This window comes from Thermococcus radiotolerans, from assembly GCF_002214565.1.
Taxonomy (GTDB): domain Archaea; phylum Methanobacteriota_B; class Thermococci; order Thermococcales; family Thermococcaceae; genus Thermococcus; species Thermococcus radiotolerans.
In genome coordinates this window covers 1,751,305-1,768,926 of sequence record NZ_CP015106.1, presented here as the reverse complement: position 1 = coordinate 1,768,926, position 17,622 = coordinate 1,751,305, and the positions used below count along the sequence as shown (strand labels likewise).

Annotated in this window: 16 protein-coding genes; 13 read left to right on the top strand and 3 right to left on the bottom strand. The window is 47.1% G+C overall.

Features of this window, described 5'->3' with window-relative positions; translation table 11 throughout:
• Positions 1-2: 2 nt before the first annotated feature.
• The 13 genes from A3L10_RS09700 to A3L10_RS09640 all read left to right on the top strand — a co-directional run bounded on the left by A3L10_RS09700 (position 3) and on the right by A3L10_RS09640 (position 13,996).
• Positions 3-2,369, top strand: coding sequence for an STT3 domain-containing protein (locus A3L10_RS09700; protein ID WP_088867421.1), 2,367 nt, complete (start codon positions 3-5; stop codon positions 2,367-2,369).
• Positions 2,370-2,465: 96 nt separating this feature from the next.
• Entirely contained in the window at positions 2,466-2,693 is a 228-nt protein-coding gene (locus A3L10_RS09695) for a ribbon-helix-helix domain-containing protein (RefSeq protein WP_088867420.1), read from the top strand.
• Positions 2,694-2,718: 25 nt separating this feature from the next.
• Positions 2,719-3,858 (top strand): sulfate adenylyltransferase, encoded by a 1,140-nt coding sequence (gene sat, locus A3L10_RS09690; RefSeq protein ID WP_088867419.1) that lies wholly within the window; start codon positions 2,719-2,721, stop codon positions 3,856-3,858.
• A gap of 28 nt (positions 3,859-3,886) precedes the next feature.
• Complete coding sequence (locus A3L10_RS09685) at positions 3,887-4,822, top strand: DHH family phosphoesterase (RefSeq protein WP_088867418.1); 936 nt, start codon at positions 3,887-3,889, stop codon at positions 4,820-4,822.
• A 5-nt stretch (positions 4,823-4,827) separates the two neighbouring features.
• Complete coding sequence (locus A3L10_RS09680; RefSeq protein ID WP_088867417.1) at positions 4,828-6,258, top strand: alkaline phosphatase family protein; 1,431 nt, start codon at positions 4,828-4,830, stop codon at positions 6,256-6,258.
• 50 nt (positions 6,259-6,308) lie between these two features.
• Positions 6,309-6,854: an adenylyl-sulfate kinase gene (cysC, locus tag A3L10_RS09675; protein WP_232460979.1), complete on the top strand. Its 546-nt coding sequence runs from the start codon at positions 6,309-6,311 to the stop codon at positions 6,852-6,854.
• 16 nt (positions 6,855-6,870) lie between these two features.
• Entirely contained in the window at positions 6,871-7,611 is a 741-nt protein-coding gene (locus A3L10_RS09670; RefSeq protein WP_088867416.1) for a sulfite exporter TauE/SafE family protein, read from the top strand.
• Positions 7,612-7,715: 104 nt separating this feature from the next.
• Positions 7,716-8,459 (top strand): V-type ATP synthase subunit I domain-containing protein, encoded by a 744-nt coding sequence (locus A3L10_RS09665; RefSeq protein ID WP_088867415.1) that lies wholly within the window; start codon positions 7,716-7,718, stop codon positions 8,457-8,459.
• Positions 8,460-8,907: 448 nt separating this feature from the next.
• Positions 8,908-9,966 (top strand): glucose-1-phosphate thymidylyltransferase, encoded by a 1,059-nt coding sequence (locus tag A3L10_RS09660; RefSeq protein ID WP_088867414.1) that lies wholly within the window; start codon positions 8,908-8,910, stop codon positions 9,964-9,966.
• 9 nt (positions 9,967-9,975) lie between these two features.
• Positions 9,976-10,989, top strand: coding sequence for a dTDP-glucose 4,6-dehydratase (gene rfbB, locus A3L10_RS09655; RefSeq protein ID WP_088867413.1), 1,014 nt, complete (start codon positions 9,976-9,978; stop codon positions 10,987-10,989).
• A complete protein-coding gene (gene rfbC, locus A3L10_RS09650) occupies positions 10,979-11,536 on the top strand; it encodes a dTDP-4-dehydrorhamnose 3,5-epimerase (protein WP_088867412.1) in 558 nt (185 codons plus the stop codon). The genes rfbB and rfbC overlap by 11 nt, the downstream gene beginning before the upstream one ends.
• Before the next feature lie 9 nt (positions 11,537-11,545).
• The gene (gene rfbD, locus A3L10_RS09645) at positions 11,546-12,424 is read left to right on the top strand and encodes a dTDP-4-dehydrorhamnose reductase (protein ID WP_088867411.1); all 879 of its coding nucleotides are present in this window, start codon (positions 11,546-11,548) and stop codon (positions 12,422-12,424) included.
• Between the two features lie 42 nt (positions 12,425-12,466).
• Positions 12,467-13,996, top strand: a complete 1,530-nt coding sequence (locus tag A3L10_RS09640) for a flippase (protein ID WP_088867410.1) — start codon at positions 12,467-12,469, stop codon at positions 13,994-13,996.
• Here the strand turns inward: A3L10_RS09640 and A3L10_RS09635 are convergent.
• From A3L10_RS09635 to A3L10_RS09625, 3 genes are read right to left on the bottom strand one after another with little or no spacing between them, the layout of a single operon-like run.
• The gene (locus A3L10_RS09635) at positions 13,993-14,922 is read right to left on the bottom strand and encodes a hypothetical protein (RefSeq protein WP_088867409.1); all 930 of its coding nucleotides are present in this window, start codon (positions 14,920-14,922) and stop codon (positions 13,993-13,995) included. The genes A3L10_RS09640 and A3L10_RS09635 overlap by 4 nt on opposite strands.
• A gap of 22 nt (positions 14,923-14,944) precedes the next feature.
• Positions 14,945-16,519 (bottom strand): hypothetical protein, encoded by a 1,575-nt coding sequence (locus tag A3L10_RS09630; protein WP_088867408.1) that lies wholly within the window; start codon positions 16,517-16,519, stop codon positions 14,945-14,947.
• A complete protein-coding gene (locus A3L10_RS09625; protein WP_088867407.1) occupies positions 16,519-17,622 on the bottom strand; it encodes a glycosyltransferase in 1,104 nt (367 codons plus the stop codon). The genes A3L10_RS09630 and A3L10_RS09625 overlap by 1 nt, the downstream gene beginning before the upstream one ends.

Genomic DNA, 17,622 nt, shown 5'->3' with positions numbered 1-17,622 from the left:
GGATGGAAGTTCAAGAGGTTAAGGCAAAGCTGCTGAAAGCCTACGAGCTGATATTAACCCCAAAGTATGCCCTCCCGATTCTCATCGCTATAGCTTCGGCCATTAGACTCCTCCCGATGCGATTTAAGTACCTCCTCGGCTATGATCCGTATTTTCACTTAGCCTACATCAGGTATGCGCTGGAGAAGGGGGAGTGGGTGAATTTCTTCCCCTACGCCACTGGACCCTGGGGATTCCAGATACATCACTTCCATCCCCTCGGCCTCTGGATGACCCCGGCTTACGTTTACAAGTTTCTCTCGGTCTTTGGGGTTTCCCTCTACAACTCATTTAGAATAACGCCGGTTATTTTTGGGGTTCTTACCGTAGTATTCACGTATCTTGTCATGCTGAAACTCTATGGGAAAAAGGAGGCTTTTCTTTCGGCGTTCTTTCTGGCGGTTCTTTTCGGCCACGTCTTCCGCTCGATGGCAGGCTATTACAGAGGAGACAACTACATGCTCTTCTGGTACAGTGTGGCGCTGTTTGGGATTGCATTAGCACTCTCCAAGAAGAGTGAGGAATGGAGATACAAGAGGCTAGTGTTCTACCTAATACCTGCCCTCGCTAGTGGTTTCTCCGCCATCTTCTGGCAGGCGTATTACCCGATATTCGGATTTCTGCTTGGCAGTGCCCTCTTCCTTGCAGTTGGAGCATTTTTGCTTGAAAGAAAGAGAGAATTTATCGATGCTATTATGCTCGTAATTGCCACGATTGTTGGAGCGATTCTAGCCAATGCGTTTGGAGGACGCTTTGGATACGGCATGGTCGGAGAAACAGAGTGGTTAGGACAGAAGTTTGCTGAGGAGTTCGGGCTTCAGTTCGGGTTCATCAAGGATGCATTTCTCCTGGTATATCTGAAGTATGCAGTTCCCAGCTCCATTGTAGCAATAATCCTGCTGTTCATTCTTTCAAGATTTATAAAAGAGACGAAACAAAAAGCGATAATCGTTGGGATTGGAGTTATCATCTTTTTCTGGATTGGGATCAAGTATTATGGAAGAATAGACAATTTAGTAAAAGAGCTGTTTCCAACATGGGAAATTGTGGAGACCCAAAGAACAACACTCAACGATCTCTGGAAAGCATATGGAATAGCTATTTTCATTACGCCAGCCTTCTTCCTGACGTTCCTTCCTAGAAAGACAACAATACGAGACTTTGTACTCCTAGGGCTGGCGTTAATTGCAATTCCCATGGTGATATTGTGGACGAGGTTCCTCTTTATTGGCTCACTTGCAGTCGCAGTTATGGCTGGAATAGGACTCATGAGGGCATACGAGATGACATCACCAAAAGTCGAGTCCAAAAAATTTGGCACAGTTGTCCTCACCATCATTCTACTTTCAATTCCCCTCACAACTGCGTTTCAAGGCTTCTGGACAACAAAAGGAATAAGACCAATTACAAATGAAGGATGGGATAACGCCCTTACCTACCTCGGGGAGCACTCAAATATAAATGATATAGTTTTGACGTGGTGGGACCAGGGGCACTGGGTCACTTACTTCGCTGGGAGAGCGCCTGTAGCCCAGGGAGGAGTCAGTAAATGGGTGGCTCAATACTATCTCGGGATTAAAACAAACAAAGATCTCATGAATCTGGGTGTAGATTACGTCATAGTCTCCTATGATACCATTATGAAGTTTGAGGCTGTACTTGAGACGGCAGACGCTTCTCCCAGAGAGTATGCGATGGTACCTATGCCGCTAGTGTCATCCATGGGAGGAATGCTTTTGTTCTCAGCGGGACCCTACTCCATCATGGCAGTTCCCAAAGAGGGCTCCTGGAGTGTCCAGGTTAACACTGGTGGCGCGATACTGATCCCCCGCGAAGTCTTCGTTGAGAGAGGGAAATCCGTGGAGAATGTGACTCTCACAGGCAAGCCGAACGCCGATGCCTACGTTTACCTTAACCTCAACTATGGCTACGCCGTGTTGATGAACGGGAAAGCCTTTGAGACACCCCTCGCCAAGCTGATGTTTACGAATGACCATCCAAACTTCACGGAGGTTTATTCGGACGGCGGGTATATCAAGATATTCCGGTTTGAGCATCCAAACGTGGTTGTTACTTCGGAAAACGGATCCGTTCTGCTCAGGTTCACCAACAACACCGGGACGGGAATTGGAATTTATGGATATCTAGATAACGGCACGCTGCTGTTCAAGAAGTGGTACGGTGTTAAAGGGAAGGAGGAGTTCGTTCTCCCTGTAGACATCAACGGAAGCGTTGTTATTAGATACATTTACACCCAGAGAAGAGCAGTACTTGACAGGGGGGTCTTCCGGATCTCGGATGTACTATCTGGTACTGGTAGCGGGGGTTAATGTTCCAAGTTTCACTTATTTTTCGAAATCTTTATATTCCCTGCTCATCGTTTAATTAAATGTAATTAAATATCATTAAGACTGGAGGTGTTTGCGATGGCTGAGGAGAAGAAATACACCACCGTCTCCATACCCAAACCCCTCTACGACAAGATTAAGGTCAGGATAGAGGGCACTGGATTCACTTCGGTTTCGGACTACGTCACCTACGTCCTCCGCGAGGTTCTGGCGAGCCTCGAAGAGGAGGAGAAGGAGGAAGTCTTCACCGAGGAGGAGGAAGAGAAGGTCAAGGAGAGGCTTCGCGCCCTCGGTTACCTTGACTGAGGTCTTTCCTTTTTGAGGTGATACCATGGTTTCAAAGCCGCACGGCGGAAGGCTCGTCAGAAGGCTCGTTGCCGAGAGAACCCGTGAGAGGATTCTGAGCGAGCAGAAAGAATACCCCCACGTCCAGATTGAGCATGGAAGGGCCATAGACCTTGAGAACATTGCCCACGGCGTTTACTCACCGCTCAAGGGCTTCCTGACGAGCGACGACTTCGAGAGCGTCCTCGATCACATGCGCCTGAGCGACGACACGCCCTGGACGATTCCGATAGTGCTCGACGTGAGGGAGAAGACCTTCGACGAAGGCGATGCGATACTGCTGTACTACGACGATCTGCCGATAGCGAGGATGCATGTGGAGGAGATTTACACCTACGACAAGAGGGAATTTGCGGTAAAGGTCTTCAAGACAGATGATCTCAACCACCCGGGAGTCGCCAGGGTCATGAACATGGGGGACTACCTCGTCGGTGGGGAGATAGAGCTCCTCAACGAGCTCCCGAACCCCTTCGCCAAGTACACTCTCAGGCCTGTAGAGACTAGGGTTCTCTTCAAGGAGCGCGGGTGGAAGACGATAGTTGCCTTCCAGACCAGAAACGTGCCCCATCTCGGCCATGAGTATGTCCAGAAAGCTGCCCTTACCTTCGTCGATGGCCTCTTCATCAACCCTGTTCTCGGAAGGAAGAAGAAGGGCGACTACAGGGACGAAGTCATAATCAAGGCCTATGAGACGCTCTTCGAGCACTACTATCCTAAGGATGCTGCGACGCTAGCGACCGTCCGCTACGAGATGCGCTATGCTGGGCCCAGGGAAGCCATTCACCACGCGATAATGAGGAAGAACTTCGGTGCGACGCACTTCATAGTCGGAAGGGACCATGCGGGCGTTGGAGACTACTACGGCCCCTACGAGGCATGGGACCTCTTTGGAGAGTTCCCGGACCTGGGAATAACCCCGATGTTCATCCGCGAGTCCTTCTACTGCAGGAAGTGCGGCGGCATGGTCAACGCGAAGATCTGCCCCCATGACAAAGAATTCCACGTCCACATAAGTGGCACTAAGCTCAGAAAGATGATAATGACTGGAGAACAGCCGCCGGAGTACATGATGCGCCCAGAAGTCTTCGAGGTCGTGAGGAGCTTTGAGAATCCCTTCGTGGAGTGATTTCATTATTTTTTGTGGGGTGAGTTAGGTGAATCTAATCGTCCACCACTGGGACACGGATGGGATAGCGTCGGCGGCCCTGCTGGTCAGGGCGCTCTCTCTGGAGGAGTTCACCAACATGACGGCCCAGATAGGTGAGTTCAGCTTCGACGAGAGAATATGGAGGGCCCTTGAGAGGACCGAGAGGCTCTACGTTCTTGACTTCAACGTTCCGGAGGAGGTCGAGAAGGTCAGGGTTCCGACGCTCTTCATCGACCACCACACCCAGCCGAGGATCAAGAATCCGCTCGTGGAGCAGGTGAACCCCTCGCTGGAGGGGGAGTACTGGCCGGCTAACTCCCTCGTCGTCTCGGAGCACTTCGGAATATGGAACGCCTGGAGCGCCCTCGGCGTCGTTGGGGATGTGGGCGAGAAGGCCTTTGAGCTGGAGAAGGTTAAGGAGCTCCTAGGGAAAGAGGGAATCTCGCGGGAAGAGGCTCTGAGGCTCGTCGAGCTCATAGACTCCAACTACATCGCCATGGATCGGGAGGCGGTTGAGGGAGCCGTTAAAGTGCTTTTGAACCACCCCGTTAGGGAGCTCCTCGAATACGAGCCGTGGGTGAAGAAGGCAGAAGCCATAAGGGAGGCCATCGAGGGGGCAGTTTCAAACGCCGAGGAGCGGAACGGCTTCGCTATCGTTCACTTCGAGAGCCCATTCAACATAATCTCGAAGGTCGCTCGGAAGCTCGTGTGGGAGCTGGGCTATTCAGGCGCGATAGTCATCAACGAGGACTTCCACGGAAAGGCCCAGTTGTACTTCAGAATCTCCGGGAAGGAAGCGGAGAGGATAAACATGGCCGAGGTCATCGAACGCATTAAGGCACTCGAAACTAACGCCGGCGGCAAGAGAGAAGTCCTCGGCTGCGTCTGCGAGAGGGATAAAATCGAAGACGCTCTTAAAATCGTTGAAGAGTACCTGAGGTGAAGGAAATGGAGTTTGAAAGGAAAGTTAAGGAGGGAATGGAGCGGACGAAGAAGGTGCTCGTCATAGGCCTCGACTCCGCCCCTCCGGAGCTGCTGTTCAACCGCTTCATCGACGACATCCCCAACGTGAAGAGGCTCCTTGAAAAGTCGGTCTACGGCCCGATGCAAACGGGAATCCCGGCGATAACCATCCCGATGTGGATGGTGATGGTAACCGGAAAGACGCCGGGTGAGCTCGGTCTCTACGGCTTCAGGCACAGGACCGGCCACTCATACACCGACTACTGGATAGCCCACAGCAGGAAGGTCAGGGAGCCGACTCTCTGGGACTACCTCGGCGAGCGGGGAAAGAAGTCGATAATCGTTGGCGTCCCGCCGACATACCCGCCAAAGCCAATAAACGGTCACCTCGTGAGCTGCTTCATAACGCCGGATGCCAGCGTTGACTATACCTACCCAAAGGAGCTCAAGGGTGAGATTGAGCGCCTGGTTGGCGAGTACATCTTCGACGTTCCCTTCAGGAGAGAGGCCAAAGACGAGGTTAGGGACGGCATCTGGGAGATGACGGAGAAGCGCTTCGAGGTAATCCGCTATCTCCTGAGCGAGAAGGAGTGGGACTACTTCCACTTCGTCGAGATTGGCCTCGACAGGCTTCATCATGCATTCTGGCGCTACTTTGACCCGAACCACCACCTCTACCCAGGGAAGGGGAACAAATACGAGAACGTCATTCCGGACTACTACAGGCTCCTGGACAGGGAGATAGGCGAGACGCTCAAGCTCGTGGACCTCGACGAGACGGCAGTATTTATAGTCTCCGACCACGGAATAAAGGCCATGCACGGCAACTTCGCGGTGAACCAGTGGCTGGCCGAGGAGGGCCTGCTGAAGGTCAGGAACCCCGAGGTTCTCCACGACGGAAAGGTCAAGCGCTTCGAGAGCCTCGAAGTGGACTGGAAAGAAACGACTGCCTGGGGCTGGGGCGGCTACTACTCAAGGGTCTTCCTCAACGTGCTCGGTAGGGAGAAGGAAGGAAAGATACCCCTCTCCAGGTTCGAGAAGGTGAGGGACGAGGTTGCCGAGCAGATAAAGTCAATACGCGGCCCGAACGGCGAGAAGTGGGACACTAAGGTGTTCTACCCGGAGGACATCTACCCGGTGACAAAGGGAAGCAAGCCGGACATAATGGTCTACTTCGACAACCTCAACTGGCGTGCCGCCGGAACGGTTGGACATCCAAGCAACTACCTGCCCGAGAACGATACCGGGCCCGACGATGCCAATCACTCCGAGTTCGGAGTGTTCTCAATGTACCTGCCGGGCTTCGACGAGAGTAAAGCAACGCAACTGACCATCTATGACTTCGCCCCGACCATGCTCAGACTCTTCGGCATAGAAGAGCCTCTCGCGGGAATGCACGGGAGGAGCATCCTCTGACTTTCAATATTCCACATTCCAATCAACCCGGCTGAAACGAGGTGGGTGGAATGGATGGGCTGAAGAACCTTGAAAACGGCTTTACAATATGGCTCACGGGACCGAGCGGTGCCGGAAAGACTACTCTGGCCGTTAAGCTCGCCAGAAAGCTCAGGGAGATGGGCTATCGCGTTGAGATACTTGACGGGGACACCATAAGGAAAACGCTCTATCCAGAGCTGGGCTTTTCAAAGGAAGCGAGGGAGATGCACAACCGCGTTGTCATCCACATGGCCAAGCTCCTCAGCAGGAACGGTGTGGTAGCCATAGTTTCACTGATTTCACCCTACAAAGCGGTCAGGGAGTACGCGAGGAAGGAGATAGGAAACTTCATCGAGGTCTATGTCTACGCCCCGCTGGAGGTCAGGATTCAGCGCGACCCGAAGGGGTTGTACGCCAAAGCCCTGAGGGGCGAGATAAAGGGTCTCACCGGCTACGATGGCGTCTACGAGGAGCCCGAGAATCCAGAGGTTACTGTGGACAGCTCCAAAATGACACCAGAAGAAGAGGTCGAGGCAGTAATATCGAAGGCCAGGGAGCTCGGCTACCTGCCGTGAACCGGAGGGTAGGACATTGAATCCGCTGACCTTCGTTGGGCTGGGCTTTCTCGTCGGTTTTCTCGTGGGCCTAACGGGGGTCGGTGGCGGGGCTTTGATGACCCCTTCCTTAATCTTCCTCGGCGTGGAGCCCCTAACTGCCGTGGGAACCGACCTGCTCTACGCCACCGTCACGAGGGTCTTCGGCATTTTCTTTCACAGGAGGAAAGGAAAGATAAGGTATGACATAGTGCTCCGTCTTTTGGTAGGAAGCATTCCCGCGATAATCTCGGGAGGAATGATCCTCCGTGAGATAGACAGAAACGCCCTCAACGATCACCTTACCCTGTTACTCGGGACAATACTCATTGTCAGCGCGGTTCTAAGCCTCCTTAGGGGCGAATTCCATGTTCCTGTGAGGCCGAGGTGGGTATACGTTTATCTCCTTGGATTTATTGTGGGTTTGACCGTCCAATTCACATCAGTTGGAGCGGGGGTCATAGTTAGCTTCACCCTGATGAACGTTGCCAGGCTCGATCCAAAGGATGTGGTTGGGGTTACGATAGTCTACGGGCTTGCGCTCTCTGCCTTCAGTTTTCTGAACTACGCGGGCATTGGGGGGGTTGATTACGGTCTTGCAGGAACCCTTATCCTCGGAACGGTTCCCGGCGTTTATCTAGGCACTCATGTGAACCGGATCGCGGACAGGGGGAGGCTTAAAACGGCTATAAATGTAATAATACTGTTGATTGGGTTGTTCACCCTCCTGGGTGTGTGATGAGTCCTGGCATTATACTATACCGCACGTGCCTATAATTTCCCTGTGGGCATCAGAATGCATTCTGCAAAAAATATTTAAGCATCGACAACGTAAGTGCTAATATGTCGGGTAATGCTACCAGAAAATCCAAAAAGGCCGAAATAATAAAACTTTTGCGTGAGGGGAAGACTCCTTCGGAGATAGAGAATAAACTGGGCGTTACCCGATCCTATGTTTCTAAGATTAAAAAGGAACTTGAGTTAGGGAGATTTAAGAGTGAGGGGGAACTTGAAGCGGCTGTTTTTAGACGGTTTGAGGAAGGAAAGTCTCCGGTTGAAGTGGTTATGGAGCTACAAGTTCCAGCAGATAAGGTTCAGGAGATTTATGACAAATATCTAGAACTTAAAGATCTTCCATCGGTTACAATATTTGAGCTCTTAGATGAACTAGAAAAAAGGGTGGGTGAGCTAGAACGGAAACTTGACCGCGTAGGAAAGATTTTTCTACGGTTTTTACGTGAGTATTATGATGAGAAAGCCGAACTAAAGAGACAGATTAATGAAACTGAAACCACCTTTAGGAGCAGGATTAAGGAGTTAAGCACAGTGGTGGTATACTTATCCGTTCAACATGCCCTCAACTCGGACCGTAATAAATATGGTCCTCCTGCGGAGAGAGTTGCCTTTGAAAATGCCAAAAGGGCCCTCAAGGTTTTTCTGCTCTCAGATCCGAGAGAAGTGGATGTTATTACCCTTCGGAATAATCTTGTGGCCAATAAGGGGTATTTTATGGGTCTAAAGAACTTCAAACGAGTAAAACTTATCGATAGTCTTTTGAACATTATTAACTCCCAGTTGGCTCAATAATTTCATTTGTTTCCTCCAATGTTGTAAAACTTGAGTTTACTACGGAGCCTAACCAGAGCTCCTTTTCTTTTTGTTTACTTGGTTGACTCATGTTTTACTCTCAGTTGACTCACATTTTAGTTAATTAAAACAACCCAAATCGGGCTTATCTTAATGGTTCAAGGGTCGAGAGTGTTTTTGAGATTGAGTTGAGTTAATTTGCATAACTGCAAGTGAATACTACCCGATTATAATGAGGGTACCTTTTTAATCCCCTACAAAGCCGCGTGAAACATTCACGCGGCTTCTAAGCATTGGACACATAAGTTCAACCTACCCGGTTGAGTCAGGTATTCATCTTTGGGAATTTTCATGCCTTCGTTAACAAATCAATATCAAGTAGTGTCTGATAAGAACATGACGATAAACTTTTTATTTTTTAATGTAATATTGACCGCGGTGATTAATCATGAAAGCCCTTATTCTCTCGGGAGGTCACGGGACCCGTTTGAGACCCTTAACGTACTCACAGCAGAAACAACTAATCCCTGTAGCGAACAAACCAGTCCTATTCTATGCCATCGAAGACGTCATTGAAGCTGGCATCCATGAGATTGGAATAATCGTAGGGCCCAACGCAGAGCAGGTGAAGGAGACTATAAAAAGCGTTGAATGGGATGCGGAGATAGAGTTCATTTATCAAGGAGAGCCAAAAGGCTTGGCACATGCTATAAAGGTCGCAAGGGACTATCTCGATGACGATGACTTTGTCATGTATCTCGGCGACAATATCCTTAGAGAAGGAATAGTGAAGCACCTGAAACACTTCAAAGAAGGAAACTTTGATGCCAGCATACTCCTTCAAGAGGTGTCCAATCCCCAGCAGTTCGGAGTGGCCGAACTGAACGAAGATGGGAAGACCATCAAAAGGCTCGTCGAAAAGCCCAAGGTGCCACCAAGCAACCTTGCCTTGGTGGGAATATACTTCTTCAAGCCCGTCATCCATGAGGCAGTTGAAAACATCAAGCCCTCTTGGAGGAACGAGCTTGAGATAACCGACGCAATCCAATGGCTCATTGACAATGGCTATCGCGTTGGCTGGACAAAGGTAACGGGCTGGTGGAAGGACACTGGCAAGCCGGAGGACATACTCGACGCCAACAGACTCATTCTAGACGACATACAAGCAGACATAAAGGTAAAAACAGGGGCAAGAATCCATGGGAGAGTCGTAATCGAAGAGGGAACGGAGATAGACGACAATACCGTAATTAAAGGGCCCGTTGTAATAGGAAAGAACGTCGTAATAAGGAACTCCTATATTGGGCCTTACACTAGCGTCGGCGACAATTGCATCATTGAGAATACCGAAATTGAGGACTCCATTATACTAGAGGGAAGTGAGATACGAAACGCCGGAAGGATAGTAGAAAGCCTCATTGGAAGAGGCGTGAAGATAATAAATGGTACTTCCCACCCATTCGGTAGAAAGCTCGTTGTGGGAGACAACTCCCGCATAATCCTATGAGGTGGAACGATGAGGCTCTTAGTGACCGGTGGAATGGGGTTCATAGGGAGCAACTTCATACGCTATGCCTTGGAAAAGCACGAGGAGTGGGAGATAATCAACCTCGATAAGCTCGGCTACGGCTCAAATCCAGAGAATTTGAGAGACATTGAAGGCGATCCTAGATATACATTCATTAAGGGAGACATAACGGACTTCGAGCTGATGAAGGCGCTCGTGAAGAAAGTCGATGCAGTTGTGAACTTCGCCGCCGAGAGTCACGTGGATAGGAGCATCTCCAGCCCCGAGCACTTTCTGAGAAGCAACGTCATCGGTGTCTACACGATACTGGAGGCCATCAGGAGATCCAATCCCGAGGTCAGGTTCGTTCACATAAGCACGGACGAGGTATACGGTGACATCCTTGAGGGCTCTTTCACCGAGAGGGACGCCTTAATGCCATCCTCCCCGTACTCTGCCAGCAAGGCGGCGGCGGATTCTCTCGTCCTTGGTTGGGCGAGAACTTACACCCTTAACGCGTCCATAACGAGGTGCACCAATAACTACGGCCCGTACCAGTTTCCGGAAAAGCTAATCCCCAAGACGATAATCAGGGCCAGCATGGGTCTTAAGATTCCAATATACGGCACCGGCCAGAACGTGAGGGACTGGATCTACGTCGAAGACCACGTTAGAGGGGTTGAAGCAGTTCTCCTCAAAGGTGAGCCACGGGAGGTATACAACATTTCGGCCGGCGAGGAAAAGACCAACATCAAGGTCGTTAAAACGATTTTAAAGCTCCTTGGGAAGAATGAGTCCCTCATCGAGTTCGTTGAGGACAGACCCGGCCATGACCTCCGTTACTCGCTTGATTCTTGGAAGATAACACGGGATCTCAAGTGGCGTCCACGGTACAACTTTGAGAAAGGCATCAAACTAACCGTGGAGTGGTACCTCGAAAATGAGGCATGGTGGAGGGCGTTAGTGAACGAGAAGGTTCTCCACCCAACGCCTTGGAAGCTGGGTGGTGATGATGCCCTTTGAGTTTAAAAGGCTAGAAATTCCCGATGTTATTTTAATCAAGCCAAAGGTCTTCAGGGATGAGCGGGGCTTTTTCATGGAAACTTACAAGAAACTGGATTTTGAAAGGGCCGGAATCAAAGGAGAATTCGTCCAGGATAACCACTCGAAATCCAACTACGGCGTGCTCAGAGGTCTGCACTTCCAGCGCGAACCTTACGCCCAGGCGAAGATTGTGAGAGCTGTTAGGGGTGTCATCTATGACGTTGCCGTGGATTTGAGGAGGGATTCACCGACCTTTGGCAGGTGGGTTGGAGCGATACTTTCGGAGCACAACAAATACCAACTCTACATCCCGAGGGGTTTTGCCCATGGATTCCTAGTACTGAGCGATGTTGCAGAGGTGGTTTACAAAGTGGACAACGTTTATGCCCCCGACTATGAAGGCGGAATAATCTGGAACGACCCAGAGATAGGGATAGACTGGCCGATTGATGAGCCCACAGTCTCTGAGAAGGACAGGAAATGGCCAACACTGAGGGAGGCCATCGAAAAGGGATGGACTTTCTGAGGTGATTCAATGAGAGTTGCAATAATCGGTGCCACCGGCCAGCTTGGAAGCGACTTAGTGAGGGTTTTGGGGGAAGACCTCTCGTTTGAAGTGATTCCTCTAACTCACGCTGACTTAGACGTCACGATTCCAGAGACACTGAAGGTTCTGAGAGAGTTGAGGCCCGACGTTATTATCAACACTGCCGCATATGTTAGGGTTGATGATGCAGAGCTTTATCCGGAGAAGGCTTTTGTGGTCAATGCTATTGGCGCTCTGAACGTTGCGAGGGTTGCTAGCGAGATTGATGCCATCAATGTGTACATCAGCACGGACTACGTCTTTGATGGAGAAAAGGGAGAACCCTACACTGAAGAGGATGTTCCGAATCCGATAAACGTTTATGGGGCAAGCAAGTACGTAGGCGAAATCCTCACAAAGAATTATTCTAAGAAGTACTACATTATCCGAGTCGCAAGCCTGTATGGAAAAGCTGGAGCGAGCGGAAAGGGTGGAAACTTTGCGAACTGGGTCATCAAGAGGGCGAAGCGCGGGGAGGAGCTGAGGATAGTCGACGACCAGTTCATGAGTCCAACATATACGAGGGACGTCGCCAGAACTCTGAAGGAGTTTTTGAAGATCCAGCCAGAATGGGCCATCTATCACATGGTGAACGAGGGTTACTGTTCGTGGTACGAGTTCACTAGGGCGATATTCGAAATCCTGGGCTGGGAGGTTAGAATAAGGGCAATTAAGTCGAGTGAGTTAAGCAGGCTGGCTAGAAGGCCGAGGTTTTCAGCGTTGGAGAACATGAGACTTCACGAACTTGGCATAAGAATGCCTGAGTGGAGAAAGGGATTGGAAGAGTATCTAAGGGAGACCGGACACCTCCCTTTGAATGCTGAATAATAGGCCTGTCATGAAAGGGTTGCTACATTTCGGGTGCCTACAATGAGCGAGGCAAGTCAGATTTTGCAAAAGATCGCCAGAGGGACGGGGATTGTCTTTGCAGGAACTATTATCTCGATGTTCTTTGGATTCCTGAGCAGGGCAGTAATAGCAAGATATTTTTCTACTGGAGAGTACGGGGTTTTTAACCTAGCATTAACCGTTTTGAGCATTGTCCTCGTCATAGCTACGCTCGGCTTTCAGAATGCTCTGCCTAGGGAAGTTGCTTTTTACAAAGAGAGAGAGCCATCAAAGGTCGGGGATTTGACCTCAACAGCACTAATGATTGTGGCGGTAAACAGCTTGGTCTGGACGGCCATCCTCTTCGCCGGTGTGGAAAGCATCTCTCGGCTCTTCGGCGATGAGAGATTGGTGGGAGCGCTGAGAATCGCGGTCTTTGCCCTTCCCTTCTGGGCACTGACCGGAGTCATTATCTCGATATCGAGGGGCTTTGGAAGGGTCAGGGAGCAGGTATATTTCCAGAACATAATTTATCCGATGCTTTTTATGGCCTTTGTTGTTGTTGGAGCGTTTTTGGAGTTGCCGTTTGCGTTTGTTTTTGGTGCCCACGTTGCTGCTTGGGGTTTGACATTTCTGGCTTTAATGTTTAGTATCCGGAAAGATGACCTGCTTAAATTCAGGATTTCCCTAAGTTCAAATCTTGGGAAAGAGCTGGTTAAATTCTCAATCCCCCTCATGCTGACGGGTATTGCTGGTTTTGTAATGACGTGGACGGATACTCTGATGCTCGGTTACTACTTGGGTTCTGATGTTGTTGGTCTGTATAACGGTGCCGCTCCGATCGCCAAGCTCTTGCCAATATTTTTGAATTCTGCAGGATTGATTTTTCCGCCTTTGGCCACCGTTCTTTATACCCATGGAAAAATTAATGAGCTTAATAGGGTGTATCAAATTCTGACTAAATGGATATTTCTGGGCACTTTTCCGCTGTTTGCTTTGATCTTTCTATTTCCTGCGGCCACTATAAACCTCTTCTTTGGAGCCAAATATATTTCGGCGGCTCCAGCGCTTCAAATTCTAGCTTTGGGCTTTATGTTCCATACGCTTTTGGGGCTGAACGGTTGGAGTTTAATTGTTATCAGGGAGAGCAATTTCATAATGTATTCTACTTTAATCTCAGCTGGAATAAATGTGGCATTAAACATCCTTCTGATACCCCACTATGGTATTGAGGGTGCGGCTGTCGCAACTACCGCTTCATATTTTGCCATGAACGTTTTAAATTCCCTCAGGCTTTATCAGAAGACTGGGATTCATCCCCTTGGCCAGAGCTATCTTAAGTCGCTGGTTATTGGTTTTGTTCTGCTGGGGCTGGTTCTGGGATTGCACTTGAGAGTTTCAAGTATCTGGTGTGCGATTCCTATTTTAGTAGTGTTCACTGGGGTGTACCTGCTCCTGGTTCTCCTGAGCGGGAGCATTGATATGGAAGATGTTGAGTTGCTTTTGGTAATAGAGAAAAGATTGGGGGTTGAGTTGAAGGTTGTAAAGAAGATTTTGGGAAGGTTTGTTTAGATTTTACCCTTTAGTCTTAATGCGCTAATGGTTCTTTTTAGCTTCATCTCCTCTGTTGAGGACCATTTTCTTTTAGGAGGTTTACTTATAACAAACCAAGGAACTTTTATCAATGCAGGTATCCGTACATGTCTTGGATGTCCATAAATTTTTAGCGGAATTAGCGGATGAAGTTTCTCTCCGAATGCTTCCCCATGATCAGAAGTGATTATTATCCTCCCCGCTAAATGAGGTACCAGCAATTCTACGTATTTTAGTGCTATTCGAAGGTTGTCTCTGTATGCTTCCTTGACTTTGCCCAGAGGAACTGTGCCGTCCATAACGAGATCCCAGATAGTTTTGTCTCTCCACTGTGATTGCCCCGCTAGAGCGGCTTCTCTATGTTTTGAAAATCCTGTATCGCCAGGTGGCCTAAAGGTCAAATATGGGAAATGTGGCTGCATGAAATGTATTATAAATCTCTTCTCTGGGTACTTCTCTAATGCTCTTAATGTGTACTGATAAACTGTTTTGGGGTGTACAGTATTCAGCTTGCTGTCCCATCCATCCTTCCAGACGGGGATTATCCTATAGAATTTCCCTTTAAGAAGCATGTCAACAAAGGGATTAGCAGTTATGTACACGATATCTTTGAATTCTCCTTTTTCAAAATTTTCTAGTAGAAACTCTGCTGTCATTGATCCACTGGAGATCCGGTATTCAAGTGTACCTTGATTATATAGCCCTGTTTTTTTGATTTCTTCCTTAAAAATATCAAAACGGCACGCATCAAGAATTATTAAATAATCCCAGTATTCCGATGTTACAGAAAATCCTTCGTTTTTTCTGTAAACTAAGGGGCTTATATACCATATGAACGTATTTTTCCACCAGTTGAAATCTTTGTAGTATCTTTTAATTGTTGCCAATTTGTTTGTGTATCTCACCGTATATCCCCCCGATTGTTTATTACTTAAGCTCTGAAATTATTATACTAGATAATCCGTTTGAATATACAATACTATTTTGAACTGTTAATCTACGAATGATCTTTTCTGCATCCCATCCAAGGTACCTCCCCATTCCAGAGACATATACTTTTTGCCCAGTAGGTAGGATAACATAGTTTGCCTCTCGAATGGATACACCAACGTTGGGATATAAAAAATAGTATATCGTTTTGTATTCTCTAGTGTAATGATTTACGATAAAGTATACTGGTGGATAATAATTTTCTGCATGAACGTTCCATTCTTGTGGCGCGACACGAGCTGGAAATGTTGCAAAAAGAAGTATGAGTACTGAAAATATTGTAAAGAGTATTGTTATTTTGTCCTGCCTTTTTATTATATATCGAGCAACTAAAATAGCCAGAATTAAAGAGACACCAAATGCGGATCTGCCAACAAACTGCCCAGATGAAAAACCAAATATAAATAGGAATATGCCAGCAGAAATAATAAAGGAAAACATTAAAATCCCATAACCAAGGAATTCCCTTCTGTGCTTCCAGAAAACATAAATAGCGAGCAATAGTAGAGAGGCGTTATATAAAATATTAGCTTGAGAAAGCACGATAATAGACTGAGGTTTTATTGAAGCAGACGTGACAACAGATTTGCTTCCTCGTGTAAACAGGTATAGTATGATTTCGTTTATATTCAGAAGAAAGGCCATAGCAGTCTTTAAAATATATCCTGGACCGCTTGAGGATACAAAGAATGTAGCATACGCAATAAGCGTGATGAGTAACAATACTGTTCCCATCAATGTAATACTCACAGATTTTCCAGTAGTAAAAGTAGTGATCCCGAAATACAGTGAAAACGCAACAAGTAACATTAATGTACTTTCCGGATGTGTTAAGATTGCTCCGCAATAACTCAGAAATATTATTACAAAGCGGGTGTTATTTGTGAGTTTGTTATTTAGTATCATAATTAAGGAAGTTATAAGCAGAATCTGACCAAACAGCTGAGGCGAAAGATAATCGAAGGAGTATATAAAGCCTGAAGAAAACAAAACTAAAAGATACATACCAATCCAGTTCGAGTACTTACCAAGAGCAATTACTGTCAACAGGAAGACAAAAGAGGAAAGAATATACACGAGCGATGCAAGTTTTACTCTCAGTGGCATCCCAATAATGACGCTAATTGTACCAACAATGTATGAGAATCCTGGAAATGCACTATAGTCAATGTGCCTCGCTAGTTCAAACTCTCTGTTTAGTAGGAGGGAAGTCAATTGCAACATTTTTATTACGTCGGGGTTATTAACTACATAAGGATAAAAAGAAAGTGGAACAGCAAGAAGAAGAGAGATCCCCATAACACCCGCAAGTAGTATGCCAGTGCCTTTAATGTCTCTTTTATGAACAATTATCCCCATCACAACAAGCACAAAGGTTACAAGGGATATTAGATTGTATATTTGAAGGTTGTAGTATATTATATAATATTTTCTTAGGAGATACGTCCATATAGTTATTGTATTGATAAGGAGGAGAATTACTATTAATAATTTCCACAAGTCTTTTCTCATTATTGTTCCCCCTCAAAATATTTCATGTTGGCTAAGTTTCTTGCATTGTGCCCCAACTTTCTTCTTATTTTTGGATTCTCTATCAAGTATTCAATTGCTTTTACAAATCCTTCATCTACATCATCCACGATTATTGCATGCTTGCCATTCACTAAATCTAACCCCTCGGTCCCTTTTTTAGTCGTCACTATCGGCAATCCCGCAGCCATATAATCCAGCATCTTAAGCTTAACTCCTGCGCCCCGTTTCAAGGGGACAATCGCTATATCGCAGGAGGATAAGAGTTCGTAAATATTATCAACAAATCCCAATGACCTAAACTTTCCTTCATGAACCTTCGGAGAGCCAGAACCAAAAACTAAAAATTGAACATTTTCGTAAGATATATTCTTGGATATACCTCCCCGGATAATTTCCATAGCCTCTTTATTTGGCAGGTATTTGTATGAGCCATGGAAAACAACTGCTATATCAGATCTTTTAGTCATGATCCTTTTTTCATTTTTGGGGGAAATTCTACTATCTGAGATTTTTGGGGAGATTACGGTAATTTTTTCCAAGGGGAGACCGTATAACTCTGATAGCCTACGCTTGTCACTATGAGAAATAGATATTATCCTGTCGGCGCGAGTGGCAAAAAATTCATACACTTTTGTCAGAATTTTAAGTACAGACACGACTTTTTGTTCTTCAATTGATATACTGTCCTGAGCATATCTGTCCACCTCAACATCATGAGCTATATAAACGAGTCTTGTTTTTAAGATTTTAGAAAGAATAATTGATCCAATTGATCCGAAATGGAAATTATGAAAAAGTATAGTGTTATTGCACTTGACCATTGTTTCCTTTATTAACTTAAATACCGACTTCCAGTAGCTTATATTGACTTCTAAAAAGGCAATGCCAATTCCTCCAAGAGGATTAAATTGAAATATAGTACTTGCAAATGGCACATCAACAGCATCCGTTGGAGTAATAACAAACAAGTTAGGGCTATCTCCACAAACATGACTAATAACTCTAACTAAATACTCGGAAGCTCCTTCATTTTTATGTATCCTAAGGGGATTAATAAGAATATCACAAGAAACTATATTCAC

Bases quoted from the DNA above. Each gene is read 5' to 3' on its own strand.
- rfbB (WP_088867413.1), top strand. From the start codon at position 9,976: ATGAGGCTCTTAGTGACCGGTGGAATGGGGTTCATAGGGAGCAACTTC.
- A3L10_RS09700 (WP_088867421.1), top strand. From the start codon at position 3: ATGGAAGTTCAAGAGGTTAAGGCAAAGCTGCTGAAAGCCTACGAGCTG.
- A3L10_RS09660 (WP_088867414.1), top strand. From the start codon at position 8,908: ATGAAAGCCCTTATTCTCTCGGGAGGTCACGGGACCCGTTTGAGACCC.
- A3L10_RS09640 (WP_088867410.1), top strand. From the start codon at position 12,467: ATGAGCGAGGCAAGTCAGATTTTGCAAAAGATCGCCAGAGGGACGGGG.
- rfbC (WP_088867412.1), top strand. From the start codon at position 10,979: ATGCCCTTTGAGTTTAAAAGGCTAGAAATTCCCGATGTTATTTTAATC.
- A3L10_RS09695 (WP_088867420.1), top strand. From the start codon at position 2,466: ATGGCTGAGGAGAAGAAATACACCACCGTCTCCATACCCAAACCCCTC.
- sat (WP_088867419.1), top strand. From the start codon at position 2,719: ATGGTTTCAAAGCCGCACGGCGGAAGGCTCGTCAGAAGGCTCGTTGCC.
- A3L10_RS09680 (WP_088867417.1), top strand. From the start codon at position 4,828: ATGGAGTTTGAAAGGAAAGTTAAGGAGGGAATGGAGCGGACGAAGAAG.
- A3L10_RS09665 (WP_088867415.1), top strand. From the start codon at position 7,716: ATGTCGGGTAATGCTACCAGAAAATCCAAAAAGGCCGAAATAATAAAA.
- cysC (WP_232460979.1), top strand. From the start codon at position 6,309: ATGGATGGGCTGAAGAACCTTGAAAACGGCTTTACAATATGGCTCACG.
- rfbD (WP_088867411.1), top strand. From the start codon at position 11,546: ATGAGAGTTGCAATAATCGGTGCCACCGGCCAGCTTGGAAGCGACTTA.
- A3L10_RS09630 (WP_088867408.1), bottom strand. From the start codon at position 16,519: ATGAGAAAAGACTTGTGGAAATTATTAATAGTAATTCTCCTCCTTATC.